Source organism: Sporosarcina sp. ACRSM (genome assembly GCF_022346545.1).
Taxonomy (GTDB): Bacteria; Bacillota; Bacilli; order Bacillales_A; family Planococcaceae; genus Sporosarcina.
Genome location: NZ_JAKRNU010000013.1, coordinates 83,017 through 99,632, shown reverse-complemented (window position 1 = coordinate 99,632; position 16,616 = coordinate 83,017). Strand labels below are relative to the sequence as shown.

Below are 16,616 nucleotides of genomic sequence, written 5' to 3'. Positions count from 1 at the left end.
AAAATGGACCAATACAGTGTTAACGATCATTCCATTTCAGCTACATTTGACAACGACTATAGCCAGCCCGACCACTATCAAGGGAATCTCTTCAAACAACCTGTACAAGTGACGGAGGCATACACCGCTCATCACCCAATCGATGGACGGACCATTTACCTGGAATACCAAGATCCTTTAAAACACGTAAACCGGCTACAATTTCAACCGTGCACCATCCAAATGGACACTTCTCACTTCGTCGAGCCCCATGACGTAAAAGGTTATTATCGTCAAGACGGAACGTACGTAAAGGGTTATTACAGAGATGGGGACGGCAATACGGACATCGACCGGGATAAGGAGCAAGGCGGCGGATATACGCGAAGTAACCCGTCATTTTAAGAAAGGGAATACTGAAGAAGTATTGGTGGGACTCTCCACTATTAGTTCCATGACAGATATAATTGCCGTAAGCCATTTCCTGATTTTACAGGGGAATGGCTTGCTTAAATAACTTGAATTGGCACTAGAATTTGCACAGAAGCTAGCCGGTAGGTTATAATATTTACGGGAACGTATATTCTTATGTGAGGTCGAAAAATCGAATAAAAGTCGTTGTTAAATGTTGGTTACAACGACAGAGTCTACGGGACCTTTTATTTAGTCGATGAAAATTGTAAGTGACGCTATATCCAGTTGTATATGTGATGTTGATATAAATAGATAATAGAATTAAATTATACTTGAGAGGCGGAATGGGAATGAGTTACTTTCTAGATGCACCAGCAAATATTGTCGGTAATAGTTTTTTAAGGGAACCTCAAGAGGATGCATACAGAGCAATTTATGATCATTTTGTAATTAAGAAAAGTGAAGAACATGCATTAGTTACACTTCCGACGGGAACCGGAAAGACTGGTTTGATGGGGATCGCCCCTTACAAAGTATCTGAAGGAAGAGTACTCATTATTACCCCGCAGACTGTAATTAGAGATTCTGTTTTAGGATCACTAGACCCCACGCACCCCAAAAATTTCTGGATGTTTTCTAGAGTATTTGACGAGGTTCATCATTTACCAACTTTAATAGAATACGAAAAAACATTGACAGATGAAATAATTCAGCAAGCAGATATAGTGGTGTTGAATATTCATAAATTACAAGAGCGTTTGGATTCATCGTTGTTAAGAAGAGTTGATCGTGACTTCTTTGATATGATCATTATCGATGAGGCACATCACGCCGAAGCTAAAACATGGAAAAGGGCTATAGAGTATTTCGAGGGAAGTAAAGTGCTTAAGGTTACGGGAACACCTTTTAGAAGTGATGGTAGAAGCATTGAAGGAAAAGAAATATATAAATATAGTCTTGCACAGGCAATGGCAAAAGGATACGTAAAGAGTTTAGAAAAAATTGACCATGTCCCTGATCAAATGTTTTTTACTCTTGATAACGACGATACCAGGACATACACGCTAGATGAACTAAGAGATGGAAATATAAGAGAAGAAAACTGGATTCAACGCTCTGTTGCATTATCAAGAGAGAGTAATGAAAAGATTGTTGATCTTTCTTTAAAGTATTTGAAAGAAAAACAGCAACTAACGAATAATCCACATAAAATTATTGCTGTTGCATGTAGTATTGATCATGCAGAGGATATTCGAAAAATTTATAGTGAAAGGGGATATGAATCATCAATCGTCCATAGTAAACTCGAAAAGTTCGAACAGGAAAAAGAACTTAATAAAATTAATGATGATAAAGTTGATGTGGTTATCAACGTTGCGATGTTAGGTGAAGGATATGACCACAAATTTTTATCTATAGCAGCTATTTTCCGTCCATTTAAAACGTTACTACCATATGCTCAATTTATCGGTCGTACATTAAGAGCCATTGAATCGGAAGATGGAACATTTACGGAAGAAGATAATACAGCTGTACTTATACATCATAAAGAGTTAGGCTTGGAACCATTGTGGGAGTATTATAAAAAGGAAAAAATTAAGCGGGATGCAATAAAAAAGATTAAGGAAGATAAAAACCTAGATTTAGGTGAAGCTGGACCAAAAGATTTATCAAAGGGAGAAGCTAACGAATCAGAGGATTTTAAGATTGAAAAGGACACCTTTGTAGAAACTGAATTGATAAGGAAAAGAAAAGAAAAATTAGAAGAAGAAAACAAAAAGATACGTGAACTTCAAGAATTATTAGGTATTGATGAAAGCAAAGCTAGAGATTTTATTAGGCAATCTAAAAAGAGTGATAACTCGGAAAGGTTGCTTCGTCCAGATAAATTTTACTTCCAAAGAAGAAAAGATTTAGATACACTAATTCGTGAAGAGTTAATTCCGGAGTTGGTGGCAGACTTTAACTTTGATCTTGATGGCGACGAGTTGGTAAAAGGAAGATATATTCTACCAAGAAAAGGGTATGGGTGGATATACGGGACTGTCAGAACAAATGGGGCTTTATTAGGAACTTATTTTAATTCGTTTTTAAAAAATGAATTAAAAGGTTCACGGGATGAATGGTCTTTAGATCAATATGAAGAAGCGATTGAACTGGCAAGGTCTCTCGATAAATATATACGCGAGATTATGGATACAAAGAAGGGTGAAAATGAATGAATGAATTAATTGAACGGTTGTATGATGAACTTTATTCTCCTAAAGTGAATCCTGAAGAACTGATTAATAACGCGACATTGCCAAATTATACGTCAGTCAATTTTGAGTCAAATGAAATGGGTCTTATTGTTACAACAAAGTGCATTTTAAGTATTGATGAAGAAGCTGAGTATAAGTATCAATTTGATAAGGAGAAACGATTACTTACATTAGTTAGTAACATTAGCGGTGAAATTGATGTCATTTATGATCGGAACAAGGAAATTGCTCTTAAGTATAAAGAGATAAAAAAGCAAATGCAAATTAATGTACAGGCTGTTTGATATCTAATTGTATCCATCTAGCTGTAGATGGATAAGAGTTGAACTGCTGGGTGCCCAATAGCCTTACATGAATTGGATGAACTGTCTTTAAAGAGAATGACTTACAGAAAATAATCCGGAAAAGGGAATGGGGGAGCCTGACAACCATATTCCCCTTTTTTTTTTTTGCATATGCTGCCCTTTTAAAAAGGAGGCTCCGTGCTGCATTTATTGATAAAAGAATCACCGCGTCAAGTGCTTCCATCGCTTGTGATGCAGGTGAGGTTGTATGATCTTTGTCTGCGCGTCATCGATACCCTTGCACATCTTTTTTATATAGGTCCGACACCTTTTTCCGTTTTCTAGCTTACATATGCGTTACTGTATTTGTGTTTGGAGTTATAGGGTTTGCGAACGGAGCACTTTTCGATTCACTGTATTAATTGCTAGGTAATATCCATAGCGTATTACTGGTGTTGTCTCTATAGCTCTGGATTTACTAGCGGAGATAAATTTCTACTTTTGAATTATTGTACCAACTCGTGGGAATGGCCAACCAATTCCCGCTACCCTAACCCTAACATCTCTCACTTACGCAAATCCCTTCCTCAACTTCCCAAGAATCCGTTGCCTCCTCTTCTTAATACCTGCAACTGTGATACCGATCCTTTCCGCACATTCCGCCAACGTGAATCCCTCGATAAACAACCAATGGACAAGTTCGCTTTCAGCAGGGGATAGGATGCTCAACGTTTCCCCAAGATCATACAATGCTCCCCAATCGGATCTGGCTTCAATGATTATTCCTAAAGACTCGTCTTCCATCCGCATCACATGTTCTTCAAATTTGTTTTCCTTCTTCATTTCATCCAACATAGCGCCTCGAATACTTCGATAGGCAAATGGGGTGAAACTCCCTTTTGCTTCGTCAAAGCGGTTCCAAGCTTGCCACAAAGCGATCCTTCCTGCTTGTATGAAACTGTCATGGTCACGGTAAATATTCAGTTTGCGGATTGAGGCGGAAATCATTGGTTCGTATTGTTGTAAAATGTCTTCAAAATTGGTCATTTGTACAGCCTTTCGGACCGTGCACGGCGCTTTGTATTCCCGGGTGCCTTCATCATAGTTCAATTAGAATAAGGAGACCAATGCCCGTTTATGACGTTTGGCGTACCGTGTGTGAAGAATTTGGAGACCTAAAGTGACATATGAACCAATTAAATTGGATAATTCACCAAATTTAATCAATTGTGACTAGTAATTTATTTAGGGTAATGGTAATATATGAATAGAAAGGGATATGAGGAGGATTTTGACATGATGGACTATGATTCTTTATTACTTGATGAGTGTGCATTAGCGTTGAAACCAGTCTTTACCGGGGAGTATCAATCTAAGATCATTACAACGAACGGAATTTATTATTCCAAGCTACCACCTAATGAGTTACTAAATAGGGCGTGTCTCCGTTACTTTTCAACGAAGCAGGGGCGCACACAAGCTGCAGCCTTATTATTAAAATTTTCGCATAAACCGCCGTTTCTCATCGCACCTGGCAAAGTAGGGGTGTTCCCAACGGAATCGTCTAAAAATCCGGAATGTATCTGGGTTTTCAATCATCGTTTCACTGTTGACGAAGTTGCGAAAGGGAAATCGGTTATTACATTCATGAACGGCACTTCCATTCATGTGCCCGTTTCGAAATTCACGATACTGAAACAATACGAACGCTTGCATACGCTGATGAGCATCAGTCGTTCCATGCTTCGGGAAAAAGACTTGTATGGAAAGAACGAATAAAGGAAGAGGTTCCAAAGCAATTCAACATTGTTTTGGGGCTTCTTCTTTTTTAATTAAAATCCATTTGCAAGAATTGAAGAACTATTTACGCAAATGTTATGGAAAATCACATTTTTGATCCGATATTATTATTGTAGGTAAAATATCACATTAGTATTTCGTCGACAGGGCAGTAATATAACATACTGAACAGGAGTTGATTAGATGAAGAAAATAGGGTTTAACAGTATTCGAGGAAAACTGATTTTTTCATTTTCAATTGTTATTTTGTTGGTGATCGGGTTAGGGGTTTATAATCTTATGTCCGTTAAAGAGGTTAACGATGTGTCCGAGGATATTGTGAACAGGGAAATTCCCTTATTGATGGTGGATCAAAAGTTGGCGACAACGATGGCGAATCGGATTGCCGCTGTTCGGGCATATGTCTTGTTTGGTGATCCGGAATACAAAGAACAATTTCATACATATACCGAGCTGGGTAAAGAATACCAAGCCGCAGCAGAAGCGCTGGCAGCTTCGGAAGAATTTGACCAACTCATCGTCGAAACGGTCGCGTGGAGAGAATCCATTATCCGCGAAGTTTTCGACGAATACGATCAAGGGAACGAAGATGTCGCCCTTCTGAATCTCATGAATTTGGCGCAAGTCGGTTCAGAACTGACGAGTCGTTATGAAGGGATTGCGGATAATCGGGAACAAATTACGAATGAAAAAGGAAGGCAGATTATTGCCAATGGCGATGGGACGTTCAAAATGGTTTCCATTGTCACCGTGATCGTTGTGATTGTCAGTATGATTGCCGCTTGGGCGGTGTCTACCATCATTTCAAAACCGATCATCCAGGTGATGGAGCGCATGAAGTCTATCGCTGCTGGCGATTTAAGTCAAGAACCATTGGCGATACATACACGTGATGAGGTGGGGCAGTTAGTGGTCGCGACGAATGAAATGAGTATTAGCACACGTGAGTTATTAGATAAGATTAACAACGTTTCCGCCACGGTTACAGCACAAAGCGAAGAGTTGACACAGTCCTCCAATGAAGTAAACGCAGCCTCCCAACAAGTCGCCGCCACCATGCAGGAATTGACATATGGCATTGAGAACGAAGCGAATAGTGCTAGTGAACTTTCGACGATTATGGAAGTTTTTACAACGAAAGTCGAGGAAGCCAATGGGAAAGGGGAGGCGATCCAACAAGCTTCCCAGCAAGTACTTGGCAAAACGGCAGAAGGAACCCGTTTAATGGAAAAATCCACGGAACAGATGAATCAGATTGACACCATCATGCACGATGCCGTTCTAAAATTAAATGGCTTAGACATGCAAGCTCAAGAAATATCCAAATTGGTTGACGTGATTAAGGAAGTTGCGGACCAAACGAATCTATTAGCCTTGAATGCTGCAATTGAAGCGGCAAGAGCCGGGGAACACGGGAAAGGCTTTGCAGTCGTTGCGGAAGAGGTGAGGAAACTGGCCGAAGGAGTGGCGGTCTCTGTAACCGATATAACGGGCATCGTGGATACGATTCAAAGCGAATCCAATATAGTTACGGCATCTTTGCAAGAGGGATACACGGAAGTGCAAAGAGGGACAGAACAATTACAAACGACAAGCAAGACCTTCACAGAAATCAGGGATGCCGTCAATGACATGGCGAATAATATCTCCGTCATTTCCGAGAACTTATCGGACATTGCTGCAAACAGTGAAGAAATGAGTGGATCCGTTGAAGAAATCGCGGCCATTTCAGAACAATCCGCTGCCGGCGTGCAAGAAACAGCGGCTTCTATGGAACAAACAAGCAGCTCGATGGAAGAAGTGGCAGGCAGCGCTGTCCAACTCGCCCGGTTAGCCGAAGAGTTGAATGGGCTCGTTCAACAATTTAAAATTTGATGCGTGGAAGATAAGAGGCTCTGCAGTGATTTCCCTGCAGAGCCTTTTGCATATAAAACGATAAATGATTCCTAATTCAGCCTTGTATCTAGTTTCAGTTCGTCACTAAAATGATATCATCATCTTTCGAAAGGAAAAGTGTAACAGTTTTTTTCATATCTTCAGCAGCATTTAAATTGAAATGTTTAATTTTACCTGAATCTATGTAATAGCCATCATAGTCATAAACTTTTCCAGCTACCTTAATGCCGCTATCATAGATGGCTTCTATTTTTCCGGTAACGATATTCGAGACCACTTCGATGACAGCATCATCATAATTGTAAAGTAAAAGATCCCCTTGTTGAATACCTGCTTGCCCAATCATCTTATGCGATTTAACAAAGACGTCAAAGTCCTGCAAGTCGATTTCTCCATTGACACCTTTCATGATAGAGCCGTCAACAGAATCTACTAATAGGAAGTCATCTAATTTATATTGCGCAATGAATTTATTTTTCTTTTTCACATCTTTTTCTTCATTTTTGAACTCATACGAAGTCAGTTCACCTTTGCTGTTGTGCCAGATTTTTACTTCACGGTTATAGGCTGCGACAAAATCCATTTCAAGCTTTTCAGGTACAGAAAATGTCCTCTTGGTCTTATTGTCATCTGTAACCGTAATTTTTCGTTTGGCAACATCAACTGCTGTAATTTGAAGATCGTTTAATAGAATAAACTCATTTCGATGATATGAGAATGAATTTGTAGAACCATTTGCTTGGAACTCGATTGTATAATCTCTTAACGTGTTTAACCCCGCGCCATCGAACATCGTCAGAATGGCTCGCTTTCCACCCTTCATTAATTCGACTTTCTGAACACCGCGCAGCTCCCCTGAAGCCGCATCAGAAATACGGAATTGGAAGGCATCAATGTGATTGAGAGCGTGGCTGAATGTTACTTCTACATAGCGTCCATCGCTACTGAGTGCAATAACATCTGTAATCGAGATGCCTTCAGTAGGCGTATCCATTACAGAAGGAGCTTCCGCAACAGAAGGCTCATCCTCATATTGAAGCGCTTTATAGACAATCCCAACGGCATGGGCCCATGTTAAATGTTGATTGGGCGCATATTGATTTTTCTCATTTCCTTTGACAATATCCGCATGGTAGAGCTTGCTGATTTGGGAGAAAGCCCAGTGATTTTGATTGATATCAGAAAAAGGTAGGGAATTATGATCTCTCTCTTTGAGGTCATAAGCTTTTGAAACCATCACGGCCATTTGAGCACGTGTTAAAGGATTGGCAGGCCGGAATGTGCCATCACTATAGCCACTAAACACGCCTTGCTCCGCTAACGTGACAACAGCGGCATAATAGGAATCCTCTTTTTGAATATCTGTAAAGGATGTCCTCTCTTTTTCAAGAGGTTTTTCACCTTGGGATTCATAGATCAGTTGAACAAACTCACCACGAGAAATGACTTTATTTGGTTTAAACTCTTCTTTATTCGACAGAACGCCATTGGCGACTAAACCTTGTAATGCATCACTATACCAGTAATTTTGCTTCTGAACGCCAACAGTGGCAGCAGAAGCAGGTAATGGCTGTATGGAGCACACAAGCGCAATAAGTATGACGCCAACTGCTACTATATAGAATTTGGATAAAAACAATGGATAACTCATGAACCCTATTCCGTTGCCAAAAACCTGTAAAAATCTATAAGCCTTTGTTTGCTTCCTGCTTCATTGTGCCTGCTTTTGCCGAAGCTACTCGCATTTGGTGTGGCACTCCACAGGCGTAAATTCGGATGCAACGAATCCTACACATTAGCAGTATCTTGTTGGTGATTAAGCTGCTAATTGTCCCGCCTTCCGCAAATTCAATGCCGCATTCAAATCCCGATCGATCCTCAATCCACATTCGCATGAATAAATACGATCCTTCAGCTTTAAATCCTTCTTCATTTCATCACATGAAGAACATTTTTTGGAAGATGGAAAGAAACGATCGACTTCCATGAATTCAATCCCATACATTTCACATTTATATGCCATTTGGCGAGAGAATTCCTTGAACTTTTGCTGTTGAATCGCTTTGGACAGGTGACGATTTCTCATCATTCCTTTGACATTCAAATCCTCCATCACAACTTTGCAAGGCTTGGTTTTCGCGATTGCATTTGTTGCTTGGTGAATATGATTGGTTCGGATACTAGTCAATCGTCTGTGTAGGTGTTGAATTTGCTTTTCGATTTTTATAAGGTTGCTTGTTTTGGCGTAACGGTCTCCCTCCTTATTCATCTCATATTTACGGGAAGCGCTCCTTTGCAACCTACGAAGGCGCTTCTCAATCCTGCGTACTACTTTTGTTTTATTAATACTTTTGACTTTGTTGCCGTTCGAACAAACCGCTAACGTTGTAATACCTAAGTCAATCCCAATAACTTCATCCGTTAGTTCTTCTTTTTCAAATGCTTGATCGATACAAACAGACAAATACCAATACTTCCCGTCAAACGAGACCCGAGGATCACAATACTTCACACCGACTGGAATCTGTTCAGACGTTTCCATCCAGCCCACTTTTTCAATCAATACGCGTTTGTTTGGTTTGACTTTTAACTTCTCTGTATCGTTATAAAAGGATCGTTTAGAATGCTTTCTGCTTTTGAAACGGGGATATTCAGCCTTCCCTTGAAAGAAGTTTACGTAAGCCTCACACGCATCTTTGACGGCTTGCTTCGCTACATTATTCGACACATCATACAACCATTTGAATTCATCCAGTTGTTTCATGACAGTAATTTCTTTTCTCAAATCGTTGTCGGAAATGAATTTGTTGCCTTGTTTATAGTTCTCTTGTTGCCGTGCAAGTGTCCAATTATACACCCATCTCGCGGTACCTACTGACTTCCACATTTTTTTCTCCTGCTCTTTTGTCGCTTTCAACCTGACTTTTTTCCCTAGAATCATCCTTTCCTCAACTCCTTGATGGAATCGGGGGAGTAACGTTTGCAAGACAGAGAAACATAGTCGGGTGTGGGCTTGCCCGCATGATCCCAATTTCTTAACGTTTGAACGGTTACATTGACTTCCTTTGCGAATTGTTCGATATTGTATCGTTTCATCAATAGCACCTCCGTACAAATCCTTTACCCTTTGCACGGAAAAATATACCGAATATCAACGGACTTTCAACTAACTTCATAGTTTTTTATATGCTGTTCAAAAGCCTCCTTAAAAAAATTTAAGTAAGCAGAAATGATAACCATTCTCAATGACGGGCAAAAAAAATATGCCTCGCACACTGATAATGATTCTCATTTTCGTTTACATGATTATCATAATTGCAAGAATATGCTTTGTCAATGATAAAATTATTATTGTTTTTTTAGAGTTGAAAAAGCTCTGCAAATTTTAGAGGGAAATGAAAAGTACCTGATCGCTTAACTTACTAGCTATTTTCATCTAACAGGAATTTATAAATGGATGACCTATGGCTGATTGTTTGTATAGTGGGATGCAGTGAAAGGGAATCGAGGTATTATCATGAGAATAGTAATTTAAGCTTTTATACATTCATGTGTATGAAGGAACCGAATAACATCAAGAAATAAAGTCCCAAGTGAATGGTTTACACTAGGAACGAGGATAGAGGCGCTTTTGTTCTTGTCATTTCGATTGGAGCTATTTATTGATATAAAAAAAGTCGCGAAGGTTATGGTAACCATTCACGACTTTTATCAAACGGTTCTGACGGGGATCGAACCCGCGATCTCCTGCGTGACAGGCAGGCATGTTAACCGCTACACTACAGAACCAACTTTTATAGTATATTATAACTTTATTAATAAATCAACCTAAAATTATAGAAAAGGCTATCATTTAATTCAGTAGTTGCCATGTCCAATCCTACTGAATACAGGAGAAAGCACTGACTTCTTTTTACATTGAAGCATAATATTCATTCAATACCATTTACACGAATGATTCTCCTTTAAATTGTACATTATATCCTTTATTTTCCTTAACGCCTGATAATCAGGGTAAATGGATAGGAGGAATTAGATGGCTGAGCAATTTTACGGATTTGATGAAAGTGTCCGATTATTTTTGGAACACTTGAAACGGCAATGTTATTCAACTGAAACGTCCAGTGGTTATGGAAAGGATTTGGAATGCTTTCGGAGGTTCATGGGGGAGAAGGATTTTCCCCTAGAAGCGATTGGTAAAGAGGAATTGTTGAAATTTATGGATGATGGGCGCAATCGAGGCAATCGGACAAGTACCATCGGGCGGCGGCTTTCGACGATGAAATCGTTTTATAAGTTTCTAGTCTATGAACTGGATTTTCCGGTAGATGTGGCCGCCCGGATCCGGATTCCCAAAGTGTACGTGCCACTCAAAAATGTCTTAACGGAAGAGCAAGTAAAGCGATTACTGAAGGCCGCGCAAATGTTGGGTCCCTGCTATCACCTACTTTTCAGCATGCTGTATTATACGGGTTCACGCTTGACGCCAGTTCGGGTATTGGAGAGAAACCATATCAATTTAGCGGAAGGCTTAATCTATTTCCCAAAAGTGAAAGGCGGAAAAGATCTATACTTGCCGTTGCATGCAGCATTGCAAGCGCCGATCGAACAATACCTCGTCGAACATTTGACGGAGGAGAGCCGCTATGTCTTTCCATCCAACCGCTGCCCAGACCAGCCCCTCAGTCCATCAGATATTCGGAATAAACTTCGTTTGGCTGCCCATTCTGCAGGTCTAGATACATCGATTACACCGCATACCCTGCGTCATTGCACAGCAACACACCTGACAATTCGCAACGTCCCTCAACACACCATCGCCAGCATTCTAGGCCATGCGGACTTGCGATCGACCATGCGATACCAACACTTGGCGGTGGGGCATTTGAGGGATCCGTTGAATAAGCTTTGAAATTGAATGCCCAGAATACGAGTTCTTAGCTATCAGGAAAAAATAGCTCCTCTATTGAGTCATTGAATGAGGGGCTATTTTGTTGCTGCAAAAAAGAAAAAAGCTATATCTATTTCGTTCCAAGTATATGTACTAGTTACGTAGTATTGTTACGCAACCAAATCTATTTCCGTTATACTGATAGGAAAGTAGAAGCTCAAGGGAGGTAGAAAAGATGAAAAAGGCAATGATAAGTATATGGATCATTTTTCTCACTGGACTATTCTTGACAGTCCCCACTGCAGATTTGGCACTTGCAACTTCAGGGGATCCCGATGTGAATGAAGAAACTGATCGAGTGCTTGTAAAAGTCACCGATAACGAAGGAAATGAATTTGTCGAAAGTGTTTTAACAGAAGAACTTGGACAAGCCGAAGAAGACTTTCTTTCTGATGAATCTTCTGTGCTTTATGAAGCGCAAGAAGTCGAAACCCTTGAACCGGATTTTCGCCGTTATATTGCGATTCAGCCTGTCAGCACGGAAACGATGTCCTGGGGGACTGAGCGCATCGGTATCACGGAGCTGAAAAGCAAAACGGCTCCAAGTAACGAACGTGTAATTGTTGCAGTCATTGACACTGGAGTAGATTATACCCACCCCTTTTTGAAAGGCAGGATGGTGCAGGGCTATGATGTTGTCGCAGATGATACGGATCCAATGGATGTCCATTTCCATGGTACGCACGTTGCAGGCATCATCGCGGATACGACGCCAGCGAATGTCAAAATCATGCCGATCCGCGTCATGGATGAAGAGGGGCGGGGATACGACTCCGATATTGCGAAGGGCATCCGTTACGCAGTCGATAATGGTGCTGATATTATCAATATGAGTTTTGTCGGTCAAGGCTACTCTCAATATTTGGCGGACACGATTCAGTATGCCCTCTCAAACAACGTCTTGGTCATCGCCGCCGCAGGGAACGAGAAAGCAGACACGTCCGATTACTATCCAGCTTCCGAGCAAAAAATCATTGTCGTTTCAGCAACTGATAATAACGACCGCATCGCCCAGTTCAGTAATACCGGTTCTTCGATCGATGTTTCCGCTCCTGGCGTCGACATTGTTTCAACGATTCCACAACGAAAATTTGGAAGCGCAAGCGGCACTTCCATGGCCGCTCCCTATGTAAGCGGAGTGGCTGCCATGTTGAAAATGGATGACCCCAGCAGAGAGATTCCAGAACTGGAAAGGCTATTAAAAGTTTACGTAGATGACCGTGGAACCATTGGATGGGACCCGCTTTACGGCGAGGGGATTATAAACTTCACCGAGTATGCGAATAATCCCGCAAACGGAGCAACGGAATTCATCCAGCTCCCCGAAGTACATGACGTGCCACTAGACAAAGTCTGGAGCATTAAATTCAACCGAGAACTTCTGGAGCAAGACATCGTCAATGTAAAGCTGCTACAAGGAACTAATGAAATTCCAATTCAAACAGCCGTCAATCCGCAAAACAAAGAAATCATTACAACGACACCCCTCACACCGTTTAAACCGAACAGTTCTTATCGACTATTAATCAAGATCGAGAATGGGGAGAATTATGAAATGGTGTTTACAACAGGATACAAGTAATTGATTTTCATAAATTAAAGGAAATAGAGGACAATTGGCAGAATGAGCCGGTTGTCCTTTTCTATATGTAGGAAGTAAAAACGCACCTTGTTTTATGGAAATCAAGGATATTGATAACTGCTCTAAAGTAATAAGAAATGTGCTAAATAAGTAGGAAATCAGACCGATAAGAAGGAGGATGAGAAAATTAGGAAAAAGGATACCATTATACAAGTGAGAGGAGTTTATCAATGAATTTAACAAAAAGAAACAACCACATCACCCGCGCAATCACCTTCCCGTTATTTGCGCTAATGCTTGTGCTTTCTGCGGTAATGCCTTCGTTGGCGTTTGCGGAAACAGGAGGCACTCCATCTGTGGAAATGACGGTTAACGTGGATGAACCGATTACAGAAGAAAAGTTTGAATCAGAAGGTATTACTATTACATTAAAACTTAGTAATGAAAATTGGGTTCGGTCGGGTGAAATTACAGAAACCGAAAAGACGCTTTTATTGGATAGTATAATTGCAATGAATGACCCCGATGCATGGCAAGAGTTAAAGCAGAATAACGATATCAAAGTTGAAATTAATATTGATAGGACTGAACTGAAGATTGTTATCCCTGATAAAAACAAATATGCGATTAAGGATAATGAAAAAATTCAGTTAAGCATACCGCCAATCTTGTTCGAAAATTGGACAGGTAATTTAGTTCCTCAACCTTCTAGCTTTGAAATCTATGCAACCCCAAATGCTGTATTAGGTGGTAGTATTCTGGGCGCTAATTCAGAAGACATTCGAAGAGGCGGAAAAGTGATTGAACTTAATTTGGTCAATGCCACTTGGGATAAAGATATCCTTGGACAAACGGAAGCTTTACATAAGTTGTTTGAAAAATTTGTTGGAACGGCTAAAGAATCGGAAGATAGAGCTAATTGGGCTACGGTAACAGATGTATTGAAAAGTCAACCAGATCCAGACAAGTTTGTTGTTATAAATGATAAGAAACTATCTATTACTTTGCCATCTGCTCCTGATTATAATATTGATGTAAGTGATCAAGTTAAATTTACAGTACCTAATGATTATGACTATATTGAAATTGATGATGTTGAAGGAACTGTGCTTTCGTCTTTTGAAAATACAGAGTTGGAATTTAATATAGCCCCTTCTAATTCTCTAGCAAATTTGAAGAATATTGATGTAGATGAAGCGGGAATTAATACTAAAGAAAAAACCCAGTTTACCCTTACACTGAGCGAAGGAAGTTGGGCAAATGATTTAAAATCTAATACGTCGAAACAAAAAGTATTCATACAAGCGTTCGAAGCAAGTACTGAACCAGAGCAATGGAGTAAGGTGCAGCAGGGAAATTGGAGTTTTGATGTCGTGGATAAGAAACTGACCGTGACGTTGCCAAAGAGTACCGATTACTTTATTACACAGAACCAATTCATCACAGTAGATATTCCACCACAGATGCTAGCGGATAGCGCGGATATTGAGCCTTTGTCATTTGAAATTAAAGCGACGCCAAAAGCGGTCGTCACAGAGGCAGATTACACAGAAGCCGAAATCGTAGAGGGTGGCAAAGAAATTGAAATTAAATTGACGAATGCCAATTGGGATAGAGAGATTGTGACTAATACAGTAAAAAGAAATGCCTTAATAATGGGGCTTGAATTTGAAAATGATATAAAAAAAATAATTCAAGCGAAACCTAAAATTATCCGTTTAGATGATCAAACATTGAAAATTCAATTGCCTTCGCTTCCGGGCTTTGTGGTAACAGATTCTAATAAAAGAATTGGCTGGAATGTATCAGCAGGCTTAATAGATCAAACAATAGAATCACATGGTGCAATTACCCTCATTCCGCCAACGGAGAGAACTGCTGTATTATCGGGGACAGCCTTTCCAAGTGTGAAAAATCTAGACAATTCAAATGTCGGTAAAACCATAGTTGTTACATTAAAAAACGCTACTTGGATTGAGAACTTTACCCCGATTGGGGACTTAACCCAATATGGTTTTACGCTCACAGGTAACGACAACTTACTAACAGGGGCTACAATTGAACGTAAAAGTGATACTGAGGCGGTAATCACACTTGCAAATAATAATTTTGAATTAAAGGAAGACGTTTCAAGTATATTGACGATCCCTGGTGCGGCGCTTACTCATAGAACCCCAATTACATCGACTAACGCAATTAAAGTTCTTGCAGTAAAAGCTGAGTTGTCCGGTACGGCATCCCAATCGCTCGATAAATCCGAAATTCAAAAGGGCGGTAAAACGATTATTATTACATTGAAAAATGCGGAGTTCGCCGACGACTTAGTTATTAATGAAACATTCATAAATAACCTGTTTACGAAGAATAGTGGAAGTGAACTTAGCATTAAGGAAGCATTGAAAAAAGATCTGAAAAGTATTAAAATCACAAAAAATAAATTGACAATTAAATTGCCGAAAATGCCTGATTACAATTTGGACGATGAAGAAGATATTACTTTGAAAATTCCACAGTCTTATATCAAAGATGTACCAGTAGATATCACCGTTGACAAAGTAATTACTATTGGGGCAGCCGCAAAAGCAAGACTAAGTGGGGGGGGATTTGAAGACGCTGATATTGTTAGTGGAGATAAAACAATCACGATTACATTGGATGATGCGGAATGGGATTCCGGCATAACAAACAACAAAAGTAAACAATCTGCCCTATTAAAAGGTTTCACTGTTAAAGATCAAACGAAAGAATGGTCATTGGTTACCAAGGCAGCCGGCTCTTCAGCAACATTCACATTGATTGACAACCAAACATTGTCGATTAAATTACCTGCTGTCCCGGACTATTCAATCATCCGGAAACAAGAAGTGTCAATCGTAATTCCTAAATCCGTATTGGCAAATTATAAATATGATATACCTGTTTCACAAAAGTTGATAATTACCATACCCGACGGTACAATCACTGACTCGTCAAAGTCACTCGGTGCATTAACAGCAGATGAACTTGCCAAAGCTATCGAAGAGAACAAACGGGTAAATGTTCCAGCAAAAGTAGTCGAGACCATTTTCGTCAATACCGTGGAACTTTCAGGAATGCAAAGCATTACAACGATTGAAGTAACAACAACGAGTGCTGTCGAAGAAATCCAGGTGACAGTCGCAGGCACTACACAAACAGTAAACCCAAAAGTGAAAAAACCCATTTTTGTTTACAGCAATCTTGAGAAAAATAGCGAATTAAAAGTTTCGGTATTTGGAAGTGATAAATCCAAACCGTTGCAATCCGATATTTACAAGAAAATCGGTAAAGGAAGCAAAACGTATAATGAGATCCCTAAAAAAGATCTTACAGGTTCTTACTCAATCTATAATCTTTTGACGGATAAGTCCACGCTGAAGGAGATACTTAAACATTACTCAATTGACGAGCTGAAAGTGATTGAGTGAGAG

At 40.0% G+C, this 16,616-nt stretch carries 12 protein-coding genes and 1 tRNA gene; 8 read left to right on the top strand and 5 right to left on the bottom strand.

Features of this window, described 5'->3' with window-relative positions; translation table 11 throughout:
- Window positions 1–3 precede the first annotated feature (3 nt).
- From MHZ95_RS17995 to MHZ95_RS17985, 3 genes are all read left to right on the top strand, one after another.
- Entirely contained in the window at window positions 4–384 is a 381-nt protein-coding gene (locus MHZ95_RS17995) for a hypothetical protein (protein WP_239392177.1), read from the top strand.
- 359 nt (window positions 385–743) lie between these two features.
- The gene (locus MHZ95_RS17990; RefSeq protein ID WP_239392176.1) at window positions 744–2,615 is read left to right on the top strand and encodes a DEAD/DEAH box helicase; all 1,872 of its coding nucleotides are present in this window, start codon (window positions 744–746) and stop codon (window positions 2,613–2,615) included.
- The gene (locus MHZ95_RS17985; protein WP_239392175.1) at window positions 2,612–2,938 is read left to right on the top strand and encodes a hypothetical protein; all 327 of its coding nucleotides are present in this window, start codon (window positions 2,612–2,614) and stop codon (window positions 2,936–2,938) included. Before MHZ95_RS17990 ends, MHZ95_RS17985 begins: the two co-directional genes overlap by 4 nt.
- Before the next feature lie 570 nt (window positions 2,939–3,508).
- Here MHZ95_RS17985 and MHZ95_RS17980 read toward each other — a convergent pair.
- Window positions 3,509–3,985 carry a sigma-70 family RNA polymerase sigma factor gene (locus tag MHZ95_RS17980; RefSeq protein WP_239392174.1) on the bottom strand — a complete coding sequence of 159 codons (477 nt, stop codon included), beginning with the start codon at window positions 3,983–3,985 and terminating at the stop codon, window positions 3,509–3,511.
- A gap of 249 nt (window positions 3,986–4,234) precedes the next feature.
- On the opposite strand from MHZ95_RS17980, the gene MHZ95_RS17975 reads away from it, so the two are divergent.
- Both MHZ95_RS17975 and MHZ95_RS17970 read left to right on the top strand, forming a co-directional pair.
- Window positions 4,235–4,717 carry a competence protein ComK gene (locus tag MHZ95_RS17975; RefSeq protein WP_239392173.1) on the top strand — a complete coding sequence of 161 codons (483 nt, stop codon included), beginning with the start codon at window positions 4,235–4,237 and terminating at the stop codon, window positions 4,715–4,717.
- Window positions 4,718–4,921: 204 nt separating this feature from the next.
- Entirely contained in the window at window positions 4,922–6,613 is a 1,692-nt protein-coding gene (locus MHZ95_RS17970; RefSeq protein WP_239392172.1) for a methyl-accepting chemotaxis protein, read from the top strand.
- Between the two features lie 94 nt (window positions 6,614–6,707).
- On the opposite strand, the gene MHZ95_RS17965 is transcribed toward MHZ95_RS17970, so the two are convergent.
- The 4 genes from MHZ95_RS17965 to MHZ95_RS17950 all read right to left on the bottom strand — a co-directional run bounded on the left by MHZ95_RS17965 (window position 6,708) and on the right by MHZ95_RS17950 (window position 10,423).
- Window positions 6,708–8,285, bottom strand: a complete 1,578-nt coding sequence (locus MHZ95_RS17965) for an S-layer homology domain-containing protein (RefSeq protein WP_239392171.1) — start codon at window positions 8,283–8,285, stop codon at window positions 6,708–6,710.
- A gap of 165 nt (window positions 8,286–8,450) precedes the next feature.
- Entirely contained in the window at window positions 8,451–9,575 is a 1,125-nt protein-coding gene (locus tag MHZ95_RS17960) for an RNA-guided endonuclease InsQ/TnpB family protein (protein WP_239392170.1), read from the bottom strand.
- On the bottom strand, window positions 9,572–9,730 hold the full coding sequence (locus tag MHZ95_RS17955) for a MerR family transcriptional regulator (RefSeq protein WP_239392169.1): 159 nt from the start codon (window positions 9,728–9,730) through the stop codon (window positions 9,572–9,574). Before MHZ95_RS17955 ends, MHZ95_RS17960 begins: the two co-directional genes overlap by 4 nt.
- Before the next feature lie 620 nt (window positions 9,731–10,350).
- Window positions 10,351–10,423 (bottom strand) — tRNA-Asp (locus tag MHZ95_RS17950).
- Between the two features lie 247 nt (window positions 10,424–10,670).
- On the opposite strand from MHZ95_RS17950, the gene MHZ95_RS17945 reads away from it, so the two are divergent.
- From MHZ95_RS17945 to MHZ95_RS17935, 3 genes are all read left to right on the top strand, one after another.
- Entirely contained in the window at window positions 10,671–11,546 is an 876-nt protein-coding gene (locus MHZ95_RS17945; RefSeq protein ID WP_239392168.1) for a tyrosine-type recombinase/integrase, read from the top strand.
- Window positions 11,547–11,760: 214 nt separating this feature from the next.
- The gene (locus tag MHZ95_RS17940) at window positions 11,761–13,167 is read left to right on the top strand and encodes a S8 family peptidase (RefSeq protein ID WP_239392167.1); all 1,407 of its coding nucleotides are present in this window, start codon (window positions 11,761–11,763) and stop codon (window positions 13,165–13,167) included.
- Between the two features lie 230 nt (window positions 13,168–13,397).
- Window positions 13,398–16,613, top strand: coding sequence for a hypothetical protein (locus MHZ95_RS17935; RefSeq protein ID WP_239392166.1), 3,216 nt, complete (start codon window positions 13,398–13,400; stop codon window positions 16,611–16,613).
- Window positions 16,614–16,616: the final 3 nt, after the last annotated feature.

What these genes read in the sequence shown, in the direction of transcription:
- MHZ95_RS17995 (WP_239392177.1), top strand. Translation starts at nt 4, where the DNA reads ATGGACCAATACAGTGTTAACGATCATTCCATTTCAGCTACATTTGAC.
- MHZ95_RS17990 (WP_239392176.1), top strand. Translation starts at nt 744, where the DNA reads ATGAGTTACTTTCTAGATGCACCAGCAAATATTGTCGGTAATAGTTTT.
- MHZ95_RS17985 (WP_239392175.1), top strand. Translation starts at nt 2,612, where the DNA reads ATGAATGAATTAATTGAACGGTTGTATGATGAACTTTATTCTCCTAAA.
- MHZ95_RS17980 (WP_239392174.1), bottom strand. Translation starts at nt 3,985, where the DNA reads ATGACCAATTTTGAAGACATTTTACAACAATACGAACCAATGATTTCC.
- MHZ95_RS17975 (WP_239392173.1), top strand. Translation starts at nt 4,235, where the DNA reads ATGATGGACTATGATTCTTTATTACTTGATGAGTGTGCATTAGCGTTG.
- MHZ95_RS17970 (WP_239392172.1), top strand. Translation starts at nt 4,922, where the DNA reads ATGAAGAAAATAGGGTTTAACAGTATTCGAGGAAAACTGATTTTTTCA.
- MHZ95_RS17965 (WP_239392171.1), bottom strand. Translation starts at nt 8,285, where the DNA reads ATGAGTTATCCATTGTTTTTATCCAAATTCTATATAGTAGCAGTTGGC.
- MHZ95_RS17960 (WP_239392170.1), bottom strand. Translation starts at nt 9,575, where the DNA reads ATGATTCTAGGGAAAAAAGTCAGGTTGAAAGCGACAAAAGAGCAGGAG.
- MHZ95_RS17955 (WP_239392169.1), bottom strand. Translation starts at nt 9,730, where the DNA reads ATGAAACGATACAATATCGAACAATTCGCAAAGGAAGTCAATGTAACC.
- MHZ95_RS17945 (WP_239392168.1), top strand. Translation starts at nt 10,671, where the DNA reads ATGGCTGAGCAATTTTACGGATTTGATGAAAGTGTCCGATTATTTTTG.
- MHZ95_RS17940 (WP_239392167.1), top strand. Translation starts at nt 11,761, where the DNA reads ATGAAAAAGGCAATGATAAGTATATGGATCATTTTTCTCACTGGACTA.
- MHZ95_RS17935 (WP_239392166.1), top strand. Translation starts at nt 13,398, where the DNA reads ATGAATTTAACAAAAAGAAACAACCACATCACCCGCGCAATCACCTTC.